Raw genomic sequence first — 17,947 nt, 5'->3', positions numbered from 1 at the left:
GGAAGGCGACCGCAGTTCCCCCGGCGCGCCTACCTCCCCAGCGCGGAAGCCAGGGCGACGACGAGAAACATCAGCACGAGCACACCGGCCATGATCCGGTTACGGGTTTTCGGGTCCACGGCACCGAGCCTAACCGGCACCCCCGAGCGCCCACCGACCGACCGCCTCATACCGGGGCTGCTCACCCGGCACCCCCGAGGTCGGCAGATTGCTCCGCACCAGCGCCAGCTCGCCCACCGTCCAGGTCCGGCTCGTGAACCCGGCCAGGGCGTCCAGACACGCCCGCACGTCCCGCGCCTCCCGGCTCCTGGCGATCGTCAGATGGGCCTTGTACCGCCGGTGCTCCCCCATGGGCACCCCCGCCTTCCGCGCCGCCGCCTCGGCCCGGTCGGCCAGCAGCCGCAGGGTCGCCAGGTCGCCCTCGGCCCCGGCCCACAGCGCCCGGCCGTGCCCGAACTGACCGCCGCCCCGCACGGCCAGCGGAAAGGCGCCGGTGCGGCGAGCGACCCGCTCCAGCCGGGCCGACAGCTCCGGCACCAGGCCGTCGTCGACCTCCCCGTAGAAGGCGAGCGTGAAGTGCCAGCCGGCCCGGCCGGTCCAGCGCATCCCGTCCGCCCCGGGCAGCTTCCGCAACGCGTCGACGGCGGCGCCGAGTTCACGGGTCACCTCGTCGGGGGGCAGTACAGCGGCGAAGACTCTCATGGGGCCCAGCCTGGCACCATGAGGCCATGGAGATCAGCATCAGAGAAGGCGGTCCCGACGACATCCCCGCGATACTCGGCATGCTCGACAGCTGTGTGGAGTGGCTGGTCTCACAGGGGCGCACGGGGCAGTGGGGGACGAAGCCCCTGTCTCAGAGCCCGAAGACGGTGGAGTCGGTCGGCCGGTACATGGACGAGGGCAGCGTGTATCTGGCCGAGGCCGACGGCGTCCCGGCCGCCACCCTCACCCTCACCGACTCGCCCGGCGCCTATCTGGCCCATCTCTCGCCGCCCGGCGAACCCGAGCGGTACATCCACTGGCTGGCCTCCGACCGCCGCTTCAAGGGCCACGGCCTGGGCAGCGCGCTCCTCACACACGCCGCCGAGGAGACCCGCCGGGCCGGGGTGGGCCTCCTCCGGGTGGACTGCTACGCCGGAGACGACGGCAAGCTCGTCCGCTACTACGAGGCCAACGGCTTCACCCGCGCCGAGGCCTTCACGGTCGGCGAGAACAGGTGGCCGGGCCGGCTGCTGGCCCGGAGGGTATAGACCCCGTACCGACGCCCTGTTACGCCGCCGGAGCCAGCGCCTCCTGCTCCCGGGGGACGAACCGCACCCGTGGGTGACCGTGGTGCCAGCCCACCGACAGGCGCAGATTGCCGACGCGGACCAGGATCAGGCCGATCACGGCCGCGGCGGCGGCCGCCACCGCACCGCCGGCCGCCAGGCCGACCCGGGCGCCGTAGGTGTCGGTGATCCAGCCGACTATCGGGGCGCCGACCGGGGAGCCGCCGAGGAAGACCATCATGTAGAGGGCCATGACACGGCCGCGCATGGCCGGGTCCGTGGACATCTGGATGCTGGTGTTCGTCGTGACGTTGACCGTCATGCCGAACAGCCCCAGCGGGACCATCAGCAGGGCGAACAGCCACAGCGTCGGCGTCGTCGCCGCCACGATCTCCAGCGCGCCGAAGACCATGGCGGCGGCGATCAGCAGCCGCAGCCGGGCCGTACCGCGCCGCGCCGCGAGCAGGGCGCCCGCGACGGAGCCGACCGCCATCAGCGTGTTGAACATGCTGTAGGCGCCCGCGCCCGCGTGGAACACATCGTCCGCGAAGGCCGAGAGGTAGACGGGGAAGTTGAAGGCGAAGGTGCCGACGAAACCGACCAGGACGATCGGCCAGATCAGCTCGGGCCTGCCGGTGACATAGCGCACGCCCTCCCGCAGCTGTCCCTTGCCGCGCGGGGCGCGCTCCACGGCATGCAGCTCACGGGCGCGCATCAGCAGCAGACCGGTGAGCGGGGCGACGAAGGACAGTCCGTTGAAGAGGAAGGCGAAGCCGGTGCCGACGCCGGTGATGAGTATGCCCGCGACAGCGGGGCCGACCAGGCGGGCGGACTGGAAGTTGGCGGAGTTCAGGCTGACCGCGTTCTGCAGCTGCCCGGGGCCGACCAGCTCGGAGACGAAGGACTGCCGGGCCGGGTTGTCGACGACCGTGGCCAGACCCATCGCGAAGGCGGCGACGTACACGTGCCACACCTGGACATGGCCGGTGAGGGTGAGGACCGCGAGGGCGAGGGCGGTGAGGCCCATCGACGACTGGGTGACGAGCAGGGTGGGCCGCCTGCGCAGCCGGTCGACGAGGACACCGCCGTAGAGGCCGAAGAGCAGCATCGGCAGGAACTGCAGCGCGGTCGTTATGCCGACGGCGGCCGAGGAGCCGGTGAGGCTGAGGACCAGCCAGTCCTGGGCGATGCGCTGCATCCAGGTGCCGATGTTGGAGACGACCTGCCCCAGGAAGAACAGGCGGTAGTTCCTGACCTTCAGGGAGGAGAACATCGAGGACTTGCGCGGGAGCGGGGCGGAGGGAGGCGGGTCGGAGGCGGGCGGGGAATCGTGGGGATCAGGTGCGGGGACGGAAGCTGCTCCGGGTCCCGAACTCAAAGGGTTCGCCTCCTTGCGACAACGGCTTACAGATGCGCGAGCTTCTCCAGCACGGGGGCGGCGGCGCGGAGTTTCGCCCACTCGTCCTCGTCGAGGTCCTCGACCAGGGTGGCCAGGAACGCGTTCCGCTTGCGGCGGCTCTCCTCGAGCATCGTTTCCGCCTGCTCGGTGCGCGTCACGACCTTCTGGCGCCGGTCCTCGGGGTGCGGCTCCAGACGGACCAGCCCCTTCGCCTCCAGCAGCGCCACGATGCGGGTCATCGACGGCGGCTGGACGTGTTCCTTGCGGGCGAGCTCGCCCGGCGTGGCCCTGCCGCAGAGGGACAGGGTGCCGAGCACCGACATCTCGGTGGGGCTGAGCGACTCGTCGACACGCTGGTGCTTGAGCCGACGGGACAGCCGCATCACGGCGGATCGGAGGGAGTTCACGGCGGCTACATCGTCGCCATGGCTGAGGTCCGGCATGTTCTTTAGCGTAACTCATTACTCTCGCTAAAGACTACCGGGGGCACGCGAAAACACCCGTGACCCTGGCCACTTACCCGTGACATCACTCATATGGGTGATCCGACAGCGGAACGCGACCCACCGCACCGAAAGATGCCGCGACCCTCATGCCCATGGGGACCAGCGTGCTCAGCCTGCGAATAGACCACGACCTGCTCGACCGGCTCCGGCACCATGCCGCGAAAAGGGGAATGAGCGTCCAGGACTACGTCGTCCGGACGCTCATTCGAGATGACTTCGACGAACGGTTCGAGGCCGCCGTCGAGGAGACGGAGAAGTTCTACGGAGTCACCTGAGGACCCCGTCCGGTCACGTCAGTCCCAGCGCGGGCATCAGGTAGTAGAACCCGAACACCGCCGCCACCACGTACATCGCCGTCGGAACCTCCCGGCCCCGGCCGGCCGCCAGGCGCAGCACCGCGAAGGTGATGAAGCCCATGCCGATGCCGTTGGTGATCGAGTACGTGAACGGCATCATCAGCATCGTCACGAACGCCGGGACGGCGATCGTGTAGTCCGCCCAGTCGATCTCCTTGACGGAGCCGGAAAGGATCAGGAAACCGACCGCGACCAGGGCCGGGGTGGCCGCCTGGGACGGCACCATGGTGGCGACCGGCGTCAGGAAGAGGGCGAGGGCGAAGAGCCCGCCGGTGACGACGTTGGCGAGGCCGGTGCGGGCGCCCTCGCCGACCCCGGCGGTGGACTCGACGAAGGCGGTCGTGGCCGAGGAGGAACTGGCACCACCGGCGGCGACCGCGAAGCCGTCCACCAGCAGCACCTTGTTGATGCCGGGCATCTGACCCTGCGCGTCCGTCAGCTTCGCCTCGTCGGAGACGCCCATGATCGTGCCCATCGCGTCGAAGAAGCACGACAGCAGCACGGTGAAGACGAAGAGCACGCCGGTCAGCATGCCGACCTTCTCGAACCCACCGAACAGACTGACCTGCCCCACCAGCCCGAAGTCAGGACTGGCAACGGGATTCCCGGGCCACTTCGGAGTGGTCAGCCCCCAACTCGGCACATCGACCACGGCCTCGATCACAACCGCCACCACCGTCATGGCGACGATGGAGATCAGGATCGCCCCGGACACCTTGCGCACGATCAGCGCGAGCGTCAGCAGCACACCCAGGACGAAGACCAGCACCGGCCAGCCGTTGAGATGACCGTCGCCGCCCAGCTGCAGCGGAACGGTCGTCTGCGCGACATCCGGGATACGCGAAACGAAACCGGCGTCGACCAGCCCGATCAGCATGATGAACAGGCCGATACCGATGGAGATGGCCTTGCGCAGCCCGAAGGGCACGGCGTTCATGACCCGCTCGCGCAGCCCCGTGGCGACCAGCAGCATCACGACGAACCCGGCGAGAACCACCATGCCCATCGCGTCCGGCCAGGACATACGCGGAGCCAGCTGAAGCGCGACAACCGAATTCACACCCAACCCGGCGGCGAGCGCGATCGGCACATTGCCGATGACACCCATGAGCAGGGTGGTGAAGGCCGCCGTGAGAGCCGTGGCGGTGACCAGCTGACCGTTGTCCAGCTGGTGGCCGTACATGTCCTTCGCGCTGCCGAGGATGATCGGGTTCAGCACGATGATGTAGGCCATCGCGAAGAAGGTGGCGAGACCGCCCCGGACCTCGCGGGACGGGGTGCTGCCCCGCTCCGAGATCCGGAAGAAGCGGTCGAGTGCGCCGTACGTGGGCCCGGCTCCCGGCTGTTCAGGGGCGGGGACCTGGGCGGGAGCCGAGGACGACATGTATTTGGTGGTTCCTACGAAGAGAAGTGGTCAGACACAAACCGTTTCAGTATGAACATATAAACCCCCGAACGACCATCTCCGCGCGTAGACCTGATCGCCTCGTAAGCTGTCCTCATGGCGAAGTGGACCCCCAGGCACGAGGCGCCGGAGCCCCTGGAGGGCCCCGTGGTAGCCACCATCATCGGCGGCACGATCATCTGGTTCGCCCTCTTCCTGATCCAGCTCCCCTTCTATGGCTGGTTCGACGACCACGGCCACACCTGGTGGCTGTGGACCTGCCTGGCCGGAGGCGGACTCGGCCTGCTGGGCGTCTGGTACGTCCGTAAGCGCGACGCCGCGATCAAGCGGGCCGCGGCGCAGGACACGACGACCACTCCCCCGACCCGCTCGACACCCTCGGCCCAGTAGGGCCGCATCAGCGAGCCACGACGCGCCCGCACCCGCCGGCTCACGGAAGGGGCCGTGTCGGGGGGTGTCCGCCCGCAGCGGTTGTCGCGTCAACGAACAGTCAGTCGGTGTCTCACCCCATCGCGACGTTCCGAGGACGGACACCCCCCCCGGCGCGGCCCCGACCCACCACCCGGCGTAACGCGCACGCGCACCCCAACGCTCCGGCGAGACACAGCCCCGCCCCCTCCCTACTCTCAAAAGGAGACGGCGAACGCCCGGAACCGGTGAGGAGCGCAGCCATGACGATGGAGAACAGCGCGGTCGAGGCGGACCGGACTCTGAAGGCCAAGCACCGGGCGATGTGGGCCCAGGGCGACTACCCGTCCGTGGCCGCCGAGGTCATCCCCGGGCTGGGAGCGGTCCTGGTCGAGGCATGCGGCGTGCGCCCCGGCCAACGCGTACTGGACGTCGGCGCCGGCAGCGGCAACGCCGCGATCCCCGCGGCCCTGGCCGGTGCGGACGTCATCGCCTCCGACCTGACCCCGGAGCTGTTCGCGGCCGGCCGGCTCGCCGCCGAGAAGCAGGGCGCGGACCTCACCTGGCAGGAGGCCGACGCCGAGGCGCTGCCCTTCGGCGACGCGGGATTCGACACCGTGCTGTCCTGCGTCGGCGTCATGTTCGCCCCGCACCACCAGCAGTCCGCCGACGAACTCGTCCGGGTCTGCCGGCCGGGCGGCACCATCGGCCTGCTGAGCTGGACACCCCAGGGCTTCATCGGCCGGATGTTCGCCACGATGAAGCCGTACGCGCCCCCGCCCCCGCCCGGTGCACAGCCGCCCCCGCTGTGGGGAGACGAGGGCCATGTGCGCGCGCTCCTCGGCGACCGGGTCACGGACGTCCGCACCGAGCGCGGAACCGCAAGGGTCGACCGCTTCGCGACGCCGGAGGCGTTCCGGGACTACTTCAAGGAGCGCTACGGCCCGACGATCGCCGTCTACAAGAACATCGCCGACGACCCCGACCGCGTCGCCGCCCTGGACCGCGACCTGGTGGACCTCGCCCGCGACGGCGCCCTGGGAACGGGCCCGGGCGGGACGGCCCTGGAGTGGGAGTACCTGCTGTTCACCGCCCGCCGGACAGGCTGACGGACGCATACAACTGCCGTACGACCAGGGCACGACGCCCATCCTCCCCAGGTCGGATCTTCCCCGCATTCAGCAGGTGAAGCGGCAAATCCGCACGTACCGTCGAATGCATGACGCATCTCGACGCGGGTGCCCGGCTCGACTCCGTCCGGCCGGCGACGGTCACCTCGCCCGTGACCGGCCTGACCGGTGCTCAGGTCGCCGAGCGCGTGGAGCGCGGGCAGATCAACGACGTGCCGGTGCGCAGCAGCCGCTCCACCGTCGACATCGTCCGCGCGAACGTCTTCACCCGCTTCAACGCGATCATCGGCGTGCTGTGGCTGATCATGCTGGTCGTCGCGCCGATCCAGGACAGCCTGTTCGGCTTCGTGATCCTCGCCAACACCGGCATCGGGATCGTCCAGGAGTGGCGGGCGAAGAAGACCCTGGACTCGCTCGCGCTGATCGGCGAGGTGCGTCCCACGGTGCGCCGGGACGGGATCTCCGGTCAGGTCAGCACCTCCGAGATCGTGCTCGACGACCTGATCGAGATCGGGCCTGGTGACAAGGTCGTCGTCGACGGTGTCTGCGCGGAGGCCGACAACCTGGAGATCGACGAGTCACTGCTCACCGGCGAGGCCGACCCCGTGGTCAAGAGCCCCGGCGACCAGGTGATGTCGGGCAGTTTCGTGGTCGCGGGCGGCGGGGCGTTCCAGGCGACGAAGGTCGGCCGTGAGGCGTACGCCGCGCAGCTGGCCGAGGAGGCCTCGCGTTTCACCCTCGTCCAGTCCGAGCTGCGCTCCGGCATCTCCACGATCCTCAAGTACGTCACGTGGATGATGGTCCCGACCGCGATCGGCCTGATCATCAGCCAGCTGTTCGTGAAGGAGAACGCCTTCGACGACTCCGTGGCGCGCACGGTCGGCGGCATCGTCCCGATGGTTCCCGAGGGGCTGGTCCTGCTCACCTCCGTCGCCTTCGCCATCGGCGTCATCCGGCTGGGCCGCAAGCAGTGCCTGGTCCAGGAGCTGCCCGCGATCGAGGGGCTGGCCCGGGTCGACACCGTCTGCCTCGACAAGACCGGCACCCTCACCGAGGGCGGCATGGACGTCACCGAGCTGCGGCCGCTCCAGGACGCCGACGAGACGTACGTACGACAGGTCCTCGGCGCCCTCGGCGAGTCGGACCCGCGCCCGAACGCCTCCCTGAAGGCGATCATCGACGCCTACCCGGACGGCGAGCAGTGGCGCTGCACCCAGGCGCTGCCCTTCTCCTCGGCGCGCAAGTACAGCGGCGCCGCGTTCGCCGAGGCCGGCGGGGAGACGAGCACCTGGCTGCTCGGCGCACCGGACGTCCTGCTGCCCGACGACGACCCGGCCCTCGCCGAGACCGGGCGGCTGAACGAGCAGGGCCTGCGGGTGCTGCTGCTCGCCCGGGTCGAACGTGACCTCGACGACGCCGAGGTGACCGAGGGGGCCAAGCCCACCGCCCTGGTCGTCCTGGAGCAGCGGCTGCGGCCCGACGCGGCCGACACCCTGAGCTATTTCGCCGACCAGAACGTCCGGGCCAAGGTCATCTCAGGCGACAACGCGGTGTCGGTCGGCGCGGTCGCCTCGAAACTCGGGCTGTCCGGCACCACCGTCGACGCCCGCCGGCTGCCCGCCGACGAGGACGGCATGGCCCGGGCCCTCGACGACAACACGGTGTTCGGGCGGGTCACCCCGCAGCAGAAGCGGACCATGGTCGGGGCTCTGCAGTCCCGCGGGCACACGGTCGCGATGACGGGCGACGGGGTGAACGACGTCCTCGCCCTGAAGGACGCCGACATCGGTGTGGCGATGGGCTCGGGCTCGGAGGCGACCCGGGCGGTCGCGCAGATCGTGCTGCTGAACAACAGCTTCGCCACGCTGCCGTCGGTGGTGGCGGAGGGCCGCCGTGTGATCGGCAACATCACGCGCGTGGCGACCCTGTTCCTGGTCAAGACGGTCTACTCGGTGCTGCTGGCCGTCCTGGTGGTCTGCTCACAGGTCGAGTACCCGTTCCTGCCGCGCCACTTGACCCTGCTGTCGACCCTCACCATCGGCGTCCCGGCGTTCTTCCTCGCGCTCGCGCCCAACAAGGAGCGGGCCAGGCCCAATTTCGTACGGCGGGTCATGCGGTACGCGATCCCGGGCGGGGTGGTGGCGGCGGTGGCGACCTTCGCGACGTATCTGATCGCCCGGCAGCACTACTCGGGCGCGGGCGCGCTGGACGCGGAGACCAGCGCGGCGACGCTCACGCTGTTCCTGATCTCGATGTGGGTCCTGGCGATCGTCGCCCGCCCCTACACCTGGTGGCGCATCGCCCTGGTCGCCTCGATGGGCGGGGCGTTCCTGGTCGTGCTGGTGGTGCCGTGGCTCCAGCACTTCTTCGCGCTGAAGCTGGTCGGTATGACGATGCCGTGGATCGCGGTCGGCATCGCGGTGGTGGCGGCGGCCACCCTGGAACTCACGTGGAGATGGGTGGACCGCCGCTTCCCGGCGTAGCCGCCTTGTCTACTTGACGTCGACGAAGTCGCCCGTGGCGTTGACCGCCGGCGTGGTCGTCGTGCCCGCGAAGGAGTAGCGGAAGTAGCCGTCCACGGAGGCCTTGACCGTGGTCTTCAGCTCGCCCGTGGAGTTCGACTTGATGGTCTTCACCGTGGTGTAGGTGTTGGAGTTCTTCTTACGGAACTGCAGCTTCACCGACTGGTTGGTGTAGCCGTGGTACTTGTTGTCGTCCCAGTTGGCGCGGGAAAGCTTGCCGGTGACGGTGATGGTCTTGCCCTTCTTCACCGGCTCCGGCGAGGCGTTGACCGTCAGCTTGGAGAAGCGCTGGAGCTTGAAGGAGTTGGTCGGGTCCGTCACCGCGACACCGACCTCGTCCAGGTTCGGGCTGTCCGGGTTCTCGCCGTTGAACGCGACCGCGAAGCCCGCGGCCTTCCAGGAGCCGGCGTCCTCGTTCAGCAGCGCGAACGGGTCGATCTCGACGGTGGTCTTGCAGTTGGCGACGGTCGCGGAGGAGTCCGTGCAGCTCGCGTCGTTGCTGTCGAAGTAGAAGATCGAGTCCTCGAACGAGGCGCCGCGGTACAGCTCGACGCCCGCGAAGAAGTCGTCCGCGTGGATGTCGACGTCCGCGCCGTGCGTCAGCTTGAAGGAGACGGGCACCTTCACCACGTTGGTGGTGCCGGCGGAGATGTTCTTGCCGTTGTTGACCTTGACCGAGGAGAAGGTCGCGTTCAGGGCGTACGGCTCGCCGTCCACGGCGGCGGCGAGGGCCGACCGGCCGGAGTCGGCGTGGACGACCTTGCTGGCGGCGGCGATGTCCGCGGGGACCTTCGGCTCGGCGGCCTGCGCGGCCGGCACGGCGAAGGCGGAGAGGGCCAGGGCGCCGGTGACGGCGGCCACGGTGGCTCGGATGCGCATGCGTTCTCCAGGTGGAGAGGGGCCCCGGCGCTCGTCGTCGGCTCCTGGGGCCCAAGTGATCGTGGAGTCTGTTGACTCACGTGATCAGATACCCGAGCGGTTCGCTTGGTTGTACGACAGGTGAAAAATATGTGCGGAAGTTTTCACCGACATCAAATGTCACGCCGTACTCAGTCGAACCACCGGTCCCGCGCCAGCTCCTCCGTCCGGGACGGGTCCTCCAGCAGTGCCGCCACCTCGAACCGCCGCGGCCACTGGCCGGCCGCCCAGGCCAGGCCCGCGGCGACGCCCTCCAGGGTGGCCGCGTGCAGGACACCGTCGTCGGTCAGCCGCCAGTCGATCTCCACGCCGTCGACGACGAGTTCCTCGTGCTCGACGTAGGAGGCCGGGGTCAGCCGGCCGAGCAGCACCCGCACCGGCTCCGGCACCTCGTGCTCGACGCCCTCGGAGGTGACCTCCCCGGTGACGGACTCGCTCAGCCGCCGCACCTGGAACAGCTCGGCCAGGTCGGCGGCCCGGGAGGGGCGGACCGGCAGCAGCGGGACGCCCGAGGTGAAGGGCAGCAGGTCCGGCGAGTCGACGACCACGGCGTCGGCCGCGTCCACGACCTCCACCCGGCCGTCGACGACCGCGCGCAGGTCGTCCGGCAGGGTCACCTGTTCCGGGTCCAGCTCGGCCAGCGCGCCGTAGAGGGCGTGCAGCTGGGCGTCCGCCACCTCGCGCTCGGGCTCGGCGAGCCGGTCGAGCAGTTCGGCGGCCCCGCCGGGCTCGTCCAGCAGCGCGGCGACGGACGTCCGTACGCCCAGCGCGCGCAGCACCTGTTCGTCCTCGAATCCGGTGGCGTCGGCCTCGTCGTACAGACCGCGCAGCAGCGGGTCGCCGCCGGCGGCCCGCAGACCGGCCGGGCGGCGTCCGTCGAGCACCGGGTTCCCGCGCAGCCACCATGCCGCGTACGGCCGTACGGCCTCGTGCGTTCCGTCGTGCAGCAGGATCCGCACGGGCTGGACGATCGCGTCCCGGAAGGGCGGCTGTGAGAGCAGGGCCAGGGCCTGGGCCCACTTGTCCTCGTCGACCAGGTCCAGGTCCCGGACGGCGATGATCTCCGTCGCGACCGGCGGCACCGGGCTGTCCGGGAAACGGTCGAGGATGTCCTCGCACCACACGTCGACGGCGTCCAGCAGGCCCGCGTCGTCGGGCTCGGCGAAGTCGCCCTCGCGGGGCTCCAGTTCGTCCGGGTCGAGGACGACGTCGGTGGCGCGGACGAGCGCGAAGTTCACCAGGACCCCGCAGGCGGCGAGCGGCTGCTCACCCCACCTGCCGGCCAGTTCGGCGTCCACGGCGGCGAGTTCGCCCTCGCGCATCACCTGGGCGAAGGGGCCGCCGGGGAAGACGAGTTCGCAGGCGGGGGCCGGTTCGCCGTCCTCGTCGGGCAGGGCGAGGGCGCCGAGCCAGGGCTCGTCGCCGGGCTCAAGGCCGGCGTCCCGCACCAGCGCGAGCACGGTGTCGGCCAGCTCGTCGGCGTCGAGGGTGTCCTCTTCCCAGTTCACCCCGCCCTCGTCGTCCAGGGACGCGGCGACGGCGGCCCGTACCTGCGGGGTGGTGAGCACGGCACGCGGGCTGGCGGGCAGGGCGCCGAGCTTCTCCAGGAGCGGGTGGGCGGCGTCCGGGTGGGCGACCTTCAGGCCGAGCCGGGCCAGCACCTCGGGGTCGATACGGGCGGCCTCCGCGCTGGGCAGGAGGACCTGCCGGGGGCCGATCGTCGTACGGCCGTCCGCGAGCGGCACCGGGAGGCCCGACAGCCGGTCGGGGTCCACGCCGGCGAGGCTGTCGTAGAGCCGTCGCCACCAGCCGGGGTCCTTCTCGAGCCCGGCCAGCCGGTCGATCGCGTCGGTCAGCGGGACGCGGGCGACGCCCAGGGTCCGCAGCTCCGCGCGCCGCTCCAGTCCGCCGGGCAGCAGGGTGGGCAGCACCTCGGCGAGGACCCGCACGGTGTCCGCGCCCGCGCCCTCGACGATCTCGGCGTCGCGGGGCCGCAGGGAGTCGGGCAGGTCGTCGTCCTCGTGCTCCTGGGGCTCGGCGGCGGGCGGCAGGAAGGAGGTCCTCGGCAGTCGCTCCAGGATCGCCTGGCGCAGGGCGCCGTCCAGCTCGCCCTTGCCGAGCGGGCCGGGCACGAGGCCGATGATCCCGGTGGTCACCGGCCGCCAGTCGCCGAGGAGCTCGGCGTACGCGTCGGCCGCGCGCTGGACGAGGAAGTCGGTCAGCGGCCCCGGGGCGGCGTGCCGGCGGGTGGAGTCCAGCGGGAACGAGGCGATGAGCAGGGCCGGGACGCCGAGCGGCTCGTCGCTGGGCGTGGGCGCGTGCACGACCGGGCTGGTGCGGGGCCGGGCCGGGCTGCCGTCGCTGTCGACGGGCACGGCCCAGGTGACGGACCACCGCGGCCGCAGCCGCTCCTCGACGGGCCGGTCGGCGAGCAGGTCGGGGGTGAGCGGGCCGTGCGCGACGGCGGTGCGCCAGTGGGTGACGCCGCCCTCGGAGTCGTCGACGACGGTGAAGGGCCCGTCGGTACGGCGGGTGATGGTCCTGGGGCTCTCCCCGTTGACCTCCACGACGACCTCTTCGAGGCCGGGGAGGGCGAGCAGCAGCGCGTCGTCGACGGCGTGCAGCAGCCGCTCGGCGAGGTCGGCGGCGGGATCGTCGCGCAGGGGCAGGATGACGGCGGTGTCGTACGGGTCGGGGGCGGTGCCCTCGGCGGCGAACGGCAGCCGCAGCAGCGGTACGTGCCCGTCGCGCCGCCGGACCTCGTCCCCGAGTCCGGGGCTGTGCCGGGCGGTCTCGGCGGCCAGGTCCCTGGCCTCGGCGAGGGACCAGCGGACGCCGCCGTGCCGGCCGACGACGGCGGGCTCGTCGGTGACGGACAGGACGGCGGCGAAGCCGACACCGAAGCGTCCGACGGCCTGCTCCTGGCTCTCCCGCTTCGCCGACGCCCGCAGCGTGGACAGCGACTCGACACCGGCCGCGTCCAGGGGTGCCCCGGTGTTGGCGGCGACGAGAACGCCGTCCCGCAGGGTGAGCCGCAGCCGTCCCGGCACCCCGGCCCGGGCCGCGGCGTCGGCGGCGTTCTGGGCGAGCTCGACGACGAGCCGGTCCCGGTAGCCGCCGAGGACCAGGTCCTCCTCGGCGTTGGCGTCCTCACGGAACCGGGCGGGGCTGGTGGCCCAGGCGTCGAGGACACCGCGGCGCAGACGCGCGGTACCGAACGGATCGGCCCCCTCGGCGGCGGGCCGCACGAACTTGCTGCTCACGTTGCCGTTCCTTCTCCTCGTCGACGTGAGGACGAAGGTACCGCCTGCGGAGCGGGGGGTGTGCGCCTGCCCGGCCCGGTCACTGCCGGGCGCGGGCCGCTACGAGTGCCCCAGTTCCTCCGTGTCCTCGTCCGCCGTCGCCGCGACCGAACCCGAGTCCGCCGCCGGGCGCAGCGGGAAGGGGTCCACCCGGGTCTCGTCGATGACCGGGGAGGGCGGCTGCGGGGGGCGGGGCATGACCGCGGCCTCGGAGTGGCCGCCGCAGCCGTAGGTGAGGGAGACGAGGCGGCCGTCGGCCGGGGAGAACTCGTTGGCGCAGACGCCGAAGGCCTGGCCGAGGGAGCCGCCGATGGGGGCGAGGAAGCCGCAGGTGACGCAGGCCGCCGGGGCCGACTGGGCCATGGGGGTCTTGGGGCCGAACGCCTCCTCCCAGCGGTCGGCAGCGGTGTACAGGCCGTAGCGGGACAGGACGCGGGCCCGGCGCATGCCGAGCTCCTCCGCCACTCCGGTGATGGAGCCGCGGGTCGGGGTGACCGGGAGGAAGCCGGAGGGGGGTCCCGCGGTGACGTCCGCGTCCTCCGCCTCCACGAGGTCGGCCATCTCGTGCGAGACGGGGGAATTCGGTGCGGGCTCGTCCTCGCCCGAGTAGCCGGGCTCCAGACGCAGATCCTCGGCGTCCGTGGGCAGCAGATCGCCCGGCCCCATGTCGCCGGGGCGCAGCCGCTCGCTCCACGGCACCCACTCGGGCGCGAGCACCGCGTCCGGGCCGGGCAGCAGCGCCGCCTCGTCCACCGTGACGATCTTCGCCCGGGACGCCCGGGCCACCGTCACGGCCCAGCGCCAGCCCCGGTACCCCAGCTCCCGGCACTCGAAGAAATGCGTGACAACGCGGTCCCCCTCGGAGACCGTCCCCACATGCTCGCCGACGATCCCTGGCGCCGCGGCCTCCTCGGCTGCGGCACGCGCGAGGTCGACGGCCTCGGCGCACAGACGGTCAGGGGTGCGGCTTCGCGTTGTCGCTGCGCTCACAGGTATCGCTTCTCTCCATACGCCGTCTCACGAGTGCGCCACTCCCAGCGCGGGGGCGGACGGAGCGGACCGGGGGACCGCGTCGACGTCCTTCATCCATTTTGCGGGATGGCTGAGATACGCACGCTACCCTTCCGCCCCACTTCGCGTACACCGACGGTCCCATGACCCGACGACCGGGCAGTCATCCGACAGTCACCCCACAGGCCCTATACAAGCGGTAATGGCACTACCCACAGCCTTCTCGGGGCACTATGACGTCGTGGCAGCCGCGAAGACGCCCGTCAAGGGAAGCAGCCGACTGAGCGGACCGGGCCGTATGCGCGGCTCCCTCCGCGCGGTCGGCCGTGCCCTGCACTTCCCGGTCACCGGAACCGCCCGCGGCATCCGCAAGGCCACCCACGCGCACGGCGCCGGCGAGTCCGGCCTCGGCAAGCTGATCGAGCTGCACGGCGTGAACGGCGCCGGCGATGTCATGGTCACCGTCGCCCTCGCCTCGACCGTCTTCTTCTCCGTCCCCACCGACGAGGCCCGCGGCCGCGTCGCGCTGTACCTCGCCATCACCATGGCGCCCTTCACGCTGCTCGCACCGGTGATCGGCCCCCTCCTCGACCGCATCCCGCACGGCCGCCGGGCTGCCATGGCCGGCGCGATGCTGGCCCGGGCGCTGCTCGCGATCGTCCTGTCCGGGGCCGTCGTCACCGGCGGTATCGAGCTGTACCCGGCGGCGCTCGGCGTCCTCGTCTCGTCGAAGGCGTACGGGGTGGTCAGAAGCGCCGTCGTGCCCCGGCTGCTGCCGCCTCGCTTCTCCCTGGTGAAGGCCAACTCGCGCGTCACCCTCGGCGGGCTCCTCGCCACCGGCATCGCCGCCCCGATCGGCGCCGGCCTCCAGCAGATCGGGCCGCGCTGGCCGCTCTACGGCGCCTTCGTGCTCTTCGTGGCGGGGACGATCCTGTCGTTCACGCTGCCGCCCAAGGTCGACTCCGCCAAGGGCGAGGACACCGCGCTGCTGGCCGCGGACGAACAGCATCTGCACGGCCCGCACCGCCGGCCGGTCAAGCGTCCCGGGCTGCGCACGGTCGGCCCGGCCGTCACCCACGCGCTGGCCGCCAACGCCTCGATCCGCTGCCTCACCGGCTTCCTGATCTTCTTCCTGGCCTTCCTGCTCCGCGAGCACCCGGTCTCGGGCCAGAGCGCCGCCGTGTCCCTGGGGATCGTGGGCGTCTCGGCGGGCGCGGGCAACGCGCTCGGCACGGCGGTCGGGGCGTGGCTCCGCTCCCGGGCACCGGAGATCATCATCGTGACGGTGGTGGCGTGTGTGGTGGGCGTGGCGGTGCTGGCCTCGGCGTTCTTCAGCGCGGTCCTGGTGGCCTGCCTGGCGGCGATGGCCGGCTTCGCACAGGCCCTGGCCAAGCTCTCCCTGGACGCGCTGATCCAGCGGGACGTGCCCGAACTGGTCCGCACCTCGGCCTTCGCCCGCTCCGAGACACTGCTGCAGATGGCCTGGGTGCTGGGCGGGGCGATCGGCCTCGCGCTGCCGCTCAACGGCACGGTCGGGCTGGCGGTGGGCGCGGCGATCGTCGGCGCCGGGTGGCTGACGACCGTACGGGGGCTGATCGCCTCGGCCCGGCGCGGCGGTGCGACGCGGCCGCGCGTGGCATAGCCGTACGGGCACGCCGTACCCCGCGTGGGCACTCCCGGTCGTGTGCCCGATAACCTTCGCCCATGAACACGTTGCAATCCGTAGTGCGACGCCGCCGCGCCGTCGCTGTCGCCGGTGTCGTATCCGCCGGACTGCTCGTCCTGTCGGCCTGTGACAAGCCGACGCCGATGGCCACGGTCACCGTGGGCAGCGACTCGGTGAACTCCGAGGCCACCTGTGGCGGCGAGGGCGACGCCCTGAAGCCCGCCGACCTCACGCAGTGCCTGAAGGACAAGGGCATCAAGTCCATCTCGGTCGACCCGGACGAGACCGTGCGCTTCGGTGTCGACCCGGAGATCGCCGACAAGGGCTGGACGATCCTGATGAACGGTCAGCCGCTGACCGACAACAGCACGAAGACGTACCGCACCATCCCGGGCAGCGTGTTCTTCAACGCCCAGTACGGCGCGCAGGGCGACTCGACGCTGGTGTCCATCAAGGAGGGCGAGAAGGACACGTCCGGGCTCTGGAACTTCAAGCTCGAGAAGGACGCCTGATCGCTGCCGCTGGGCTCGGCCGGATGCTGGTGGCCACCGCTGTTCCTGTGGAGAGGGACGCGGTGGCCGAGGCCTTGGGGGCCCACGGCGGCAGCGGCGCGATCGCGCGCGGCCGTATTGACGTGATCGACGCCGGTGTCGGGCCCGCCCTAGCCGCCGCCTCCGTCGCCTCCGCTCTCACCACCGCGTCCCTCCAGGGCACCCCCTACGACCTCGTCGTCTCCGCCGGGATCGGTGGCGGCTTCCAGCCCGGGGCACCCGTGGGGTCGCTCGTCGTCGCCGACGAGATCGTCGCGGCCGATCTGGGGGCCGAGACGCCCGACGGGTTCCTGCCGGTCACCGAGCTCGGGTTCGGGACCGTACGTCACCAGCCGCCCGGGGAGCTCGCACGGCGGGTCGCCGAGGCCGCCGGGGCCCGTACCGGGGCCGTGCTCACCGTGTCCACCGTGACCGGGACGGCCGCCAGGGCCACCGCGCTGCGCGAGCGGCACCCCACCGCTCTGGCCGAGGCCATGGAGGGCTTCGGTGTCGCCGAGGCCGCCGGCGCGCACGGGGTGGCCGTGCTGGAGATCCGGGCGATCTCCAATCCCGTCGGGCCGCGTGACCGAGCCGCATGGCGCATCGGGGACGCCCTGGCGGCCTTGACCGAGGGTTTCGGGAAGCTCGTGCCCGTACTGGAGAGTTGGAACCGGCATGACCAGTGACCAGTTGCAGATCGCGTACTCCCCCTGCCCCAACGACACCTTCGTCTTCGACGCCCTGGCCCACGGCCGCGTCCCCGGCGCCCCCGCCCTCGACGTGACCTTCGCCGACATCGACGTCACCAACGGCATGGCCGAGCGCGGCGAGTTCGACGTACTGAAGGTGTCGTACGCGGTGCTGCCGTACGTCCTCGACGAGTACGCGCTGCTGCCCTGCGGAGGTGCCCTGGGGCGGGGCTGCGGGCCTCTGGTGCTGACGCGTGAGGCGGATGTCGATCTCGCCGGGCGCACCGTCGCCGTGCCCAGCGAGAGGTCCACCGCCTATCTGCTGTTCCGGCTGTGGGCCGCCGACACCCTGGACGACGGGGTCGGCGAGATCGTCGTCATGCCGTTCCACGAGATCATGCCGGCCGTACGGGACGGAAAGGTCGACGCGGGGCTCGTGATCCACGAGGCGCGCTTCACGTACGGCGGCTACGGCCTGCACAAGCTCGCCGACATGGGCGAGCACTGGGAGCACACCACCGGGCTGCCGATCCCGCTGGGCGCGATCATCGCCAAGCGGTCGCTGGGCGAGCAGAAGCTGCGGCTGCTCGCCGACTCCATCCGGACGTCTGTGCGCGCCGCCTGGGACGACCCCGAGGTGTCCCGCCCCTACGTCATGGAGCACGCCCAGGAGATGGACCCGGCCGTCGCCGACCAGCACATCGGGCTGTACGTCAACGAGTTCACGGCCGCCCTCGGCGAGGACGGCTACGCGGCCGTACGCGGACTGCTGACACGCGCGGCGGCCGAGGGACTCGTACCGCCCCTCGGCCCGAACGCGCTGCGATTTCCCTGAGA

At 71.4% G+C, this 17,947-nt stretch carries 16 protein-coding genes; 9 read left to right on the top strand and 7 right to left on the bottom strand.

Annotation, left to right across the window (positions count from 1 at the left end):
- Positions 1-129: 129 nt before the first annotated feature.
- Positions 130-702 carry an RNA 2',3'-cyclic phosphodiesterase gene (gene thpR / locus ACFT32_RS29105; RefSeq protein ID WP_382495184.1) on the bottom strand — a complete coding sequence of 191 codons (573 nt, stop codon included), beginning with the start codon at positions 700-702 and terminating at the stop codon, positions 130-132.
- Between the two features lie 26 nt (positions 703-728).
- On the opposite strand from thpR, the gene ACFT32_RS29100 reads away from it, so the two are divergent.
- Positions 729-1,250, top strand: a complete 522-nt coding sequence (locus ACFT32_RS29100) for a GNAT family N-acetyltransferase (RefSeq protein WP_382495181.1) — start codon at positions 729-731, stop codon at positions 1,248-1,250.
- Between the two features lie 19 nt (positions 1,251-1,269).
- Here the strand turns inward: ACFT32_RS29100 and ACFT32_RS29095 are convergent, their stop codons facing one another.
- Together ACFT32_RS29095 and ACFT32_RS29090 are read right to left on the bottom strand one after the other, a co-directional pair.
- On the bottom strand, positions 1,270-2,646 hold the full coding sequence (locus ACFT32_RS29095) for an MFS transporter (protein ID WP_382495178.1): 1,377 nt from the start codon (positions 2,644-2,646) through the stop codon (positions 1,270-1,272).
- 26 nt (positions 2,647-2,672) lie between these two features.
- Entirely contained in the window at positions 2,673-3,110 is a 438-nt protein-coding gene (locus ACFT32_RS29090; protein ID WP_215120700.1) for a MarR family winged helix-turn-helix transcriptional regulator, read from the bottom strand.
- A 155-nt stretch (positions 3,111-3,265) separates the two neighbouring features.
- Here ACFT32_RS29090 and ACFT32_RS29085 point away from each other — a divergent pair, with 155 nt between their 5' ends.
- Complete coding sequence (locus tag ACFT32_RS29085; protein WP_382495174.1) at positions 3,266-3,448, top strand: ribbon-helix-helix protein, CopG family; 183 nt, start codon at positions 3,266-3,268, stop codon at positions 3,446-3,448.
- Between the two features lie 13 nt (positions 3,449-3,461).
- On the opposite strand, the gene ACFT32_RS29080 is transcribed toward ACFT32_RS29085, so the two are convergent.
- The gene (locus ACFT32_RS29080; RefSeq protein WP_382495171.1) at positions 3,462-4,913 is read right to left on the bottom strand and encodes an NCS2 family permease; all 1,452 of its coding nucleotides are present in this window, start codon (positions 4,911-4,913) and stop codon (positions 3,462-3,464) included.
- A gap of 117 nt (positions 4,914-5,030) precedes the next feature.
- On the opposite strand from ACFT32_RS29080, the gene ACFT32_RS29075 reads away from it, so the two are divergent.
- From ACFT32_RS29075 to ACFT32_RS29065, 3 genes are all read left to right on the top strand, one after another.
- Positions 5,031-5,324 (top strand): DUF2530 domain-containing protein, encoded by a 294-nt coding sequence (locus ACFT32_RS29075; RefSeq protein WP_382495168.1) that lies wholly within the window; start codon positions 5,031-5,033, stop codon positions 5,322-5,324.
- Positions 5,325-5,605: 281 nt separating this feature from the next.
- Entirely contained in the window at positions 5,606-6,451 is an 846-nt protein-coding gene (locus ACFT32_RS29070; protein WP_382495165.1) for a class I SAM-dependent methyltransferase, read from the top strand.
- Between the two features lie 110 nt (positions 6,452-6,561).
- A complete protein-coding gene (locus ACFT32_RS29065) occupies positions 6,562-8,955 on the top strand; it encodes an HAD-IC family P-type ATPase (protein ID WP_382495162.1) in 2,394 nt (797 codons plus the stop codon).
- A gap of 9 nt (positions 8,956-8,964) precedes the next feature.
- Here ACFT32_RS29065 and ACFT32_RS29060 read toward each other — a convergent pair whose 3' ends face one another.
- From ACFT32_RS29060 to ACFT32_RS29050, 3 genes are all read right to left on the bottom strand, one after another.
- Complete coding sequence (locus ACFT32_RS29060) at positions 8,965-9,873, bottom strand: hypothetical protein (protein ID WP_382495160.1); 909 nt, start codon at positions 9,871-9,873, stop codon at positions 8,965-8,967.
- A gap of 170 nt (positions 9,874-10,043) precedes the next feature.
- Positions 10,044-13,175, bottom strand: coding sequence for a sacsin N-terminal ATP-binding-like domain-containing protein (locus tag ACFT32_RS29055; protein WP_382495157.1), 3,132 nt, complete (start codon positions 13,173-13,175; stop codon positions 10,044-10,046).
- A gap of 99 nt (positions 13,176-13,274) precedes the next feature.
- The gene (locus ACFT32_RS29050; protein WP_382495154.1) at positions 13,275-14,204 is read right to left on the bottom strand and encodes a DUF3027 domain-containing protein; all 930 of its coding nucleotides are present in this window, start codon (positions 14,202-14,204) and stop codon (positions 13,275-13,277) included.
- Between the two features lie 262 nt (positions 14,205-14,466).
- On the opposite strand from ACFT32_RS29050, the gene ACFT32_RS29045 reads away from it, so the two are divergent.
- The 4 genes from ACFT32_RS29045 to ACFT32_RS29030 all read left to right on the top strand — a co-directional run bounded on the left by ACFT32_RS29045 (position 14,467) and on the right by ACFT32_RS29030 (position 17,945).
- The gene (locus ACFT32_RS29045; RefSeq protein WP_382495905.1) at positions 14,467-15,867 is read left to right on the top strand and encodes an MFS transporter; all 1,401 of its coding nucleotides are present in this window, start codon (positions 14,467-14,469) and stop codon (positions 15,865-15,867) included.
- Positions 15,868-15,929: 62 nt separating this feature from the next.
- Positions 15,930-16,403, top strand: a complete 474-nt coding sequence (locus ACFT32_RS29040; RefSeq protein ID WP_382495151.1) for a DUF2771 domain-containing protein — start codon at positions 15,930-15,932, stop codon at positions 16,401-16,403.
- Between the two features lie 23 nt (positions 16,404-16,426).
- Positions 16,427-17,107: a futalosine hydrolase gene (locus tag ACFT32_RS29035; protein WP_382495148.1), complete on the top strand. Its 681-nt coding sequence runs from the start codon at positions 16,427-16,429 to the stop codon at positions 17,105-17,107.
- The gene (locus ACFT32_RS29030) at positions 17,097-17,945 is read left to right on the top strand and encodes a 1,4-dihydroxy-6-naphthoate synthase (protein WP_382495145.1); all 849 of its coding nucleotides are present in this window, start codon (positions 17,097-17,099) and stop codon (positions 17,943-17,945) included. The genes ACFT32_RS29035 and ACFT32_RS29030 overlap by 11 nt, the downstream gene beginning before the upstream one ends.
- Positions 17,946-17,947: the final 2 nt, after the last annotated feature.

Origin of the sequence: Streptomyces sp. NPDC057002 (assembly GCF_042673825.1) — a bacterium.
Lineage (GTDB): Bacteria > Actinomycetota > Actinomycetes > Streptomycetales > Streptomycetaceae > Streptomyces.
Note: the sequence above shows the minus strand (reverse complement) of the source record. Positions and strands in the feature narration are given on the sequence as shown.

What these genes read in the sequence shown, in the direction of transcription:
- thpR (WP_382495184.1), bottom strand. Translation starts at nt 702, where the DNA reads ATGAGAGTCTTCGCCGCTGTACTGCCCCCCGACGAGGTGACCCGTGAA.
- ACFT32_RS29100 (WP_382495181.1), top strand. Translation starts at nt 729, where the DNA reads ATGGAGATCAGCATCAGAGAAGGCGGTCCCGACGACATCCCCGCGATA.
- ACFT32_RS29090 (WP_215120700.1), bottom strand. Translation starts at nt 3,110, where the DNA reads ATGCCGGACCTCAGCCATGGCGACGATGTAGCCGCCGTGAACTCCCTC.
- ACFT32_RS29085 (WP_382495174.1), top strand. Translation starts at nt 3,266, where the DNA reads ATGGGGACCAGCGTGCTCAGCCTGCGAATAGACCACGACCTGCTCGAC.
- ACFT32_RS29080 (WP_382495171.1), bottom strand. Translation starts at nt 4,913, where the DNA reads ATGTCGTCCTCGGCTCCCGCCCAGGTCCCCGCCCCTGAACAGCCGGGA.
- ACFT32_RS29075 (WP_382495168.1), top strand. Translation starts at nt 5,031, where the DNA reads ATGGCGAAGTGGACCCCCAGGCACGAGGCGCCGGAGCCCCTGGAGGGC.
- ACFT32_RS29070 (WP_382495165.1), top strand. Translation starts at nt 5,606, where the DNA reads ATGACGATGGAGAACAGCGCGGTCGAGGCGGACCGGACTCTGAAGGCC.
- ACFT32_RS29065 (WP_382495162.1), top strand. Translation starts at nt 6,562, where the DNA reads ATGACGCATCTCGACGCGGGTGCCCGGCTCGACTCCGTCCGGCCGGCG.
- ACFT32_RS29060 (WP_382495160.1), bottom strand. Translation starts at nt 9,873, where the DNA reads ATGCGCATCCGAGCCACCGTGGCCGCCGTCACCGGCGCCCTGGCCCTC.
- ACFT32_RS29040 (WP_382495151.1), top strand. Translation starts at nt 15,930, where the DNA reads ATGAACACGTTGCAATCCGTAGTGCGACGCCGCCGCGCCGTCGCTGTC.
- ACFT32_RS29035 (WP_382495148.1), top strand. Translation starts at nt 16,427, where the DNA reads ATGCTGGTGGCCACCGCTGTTCCTGTGGAGAGGGACGCGGTGGCCGAG.
- ACFT32_RS29030 (WP_382495145.1), top strand. Translation starts at nt 17,097, where the DNA reads ATGACCAGTGACCAGTTGCAGATCGCGTACTCCCCCTGCCCCAACGAC.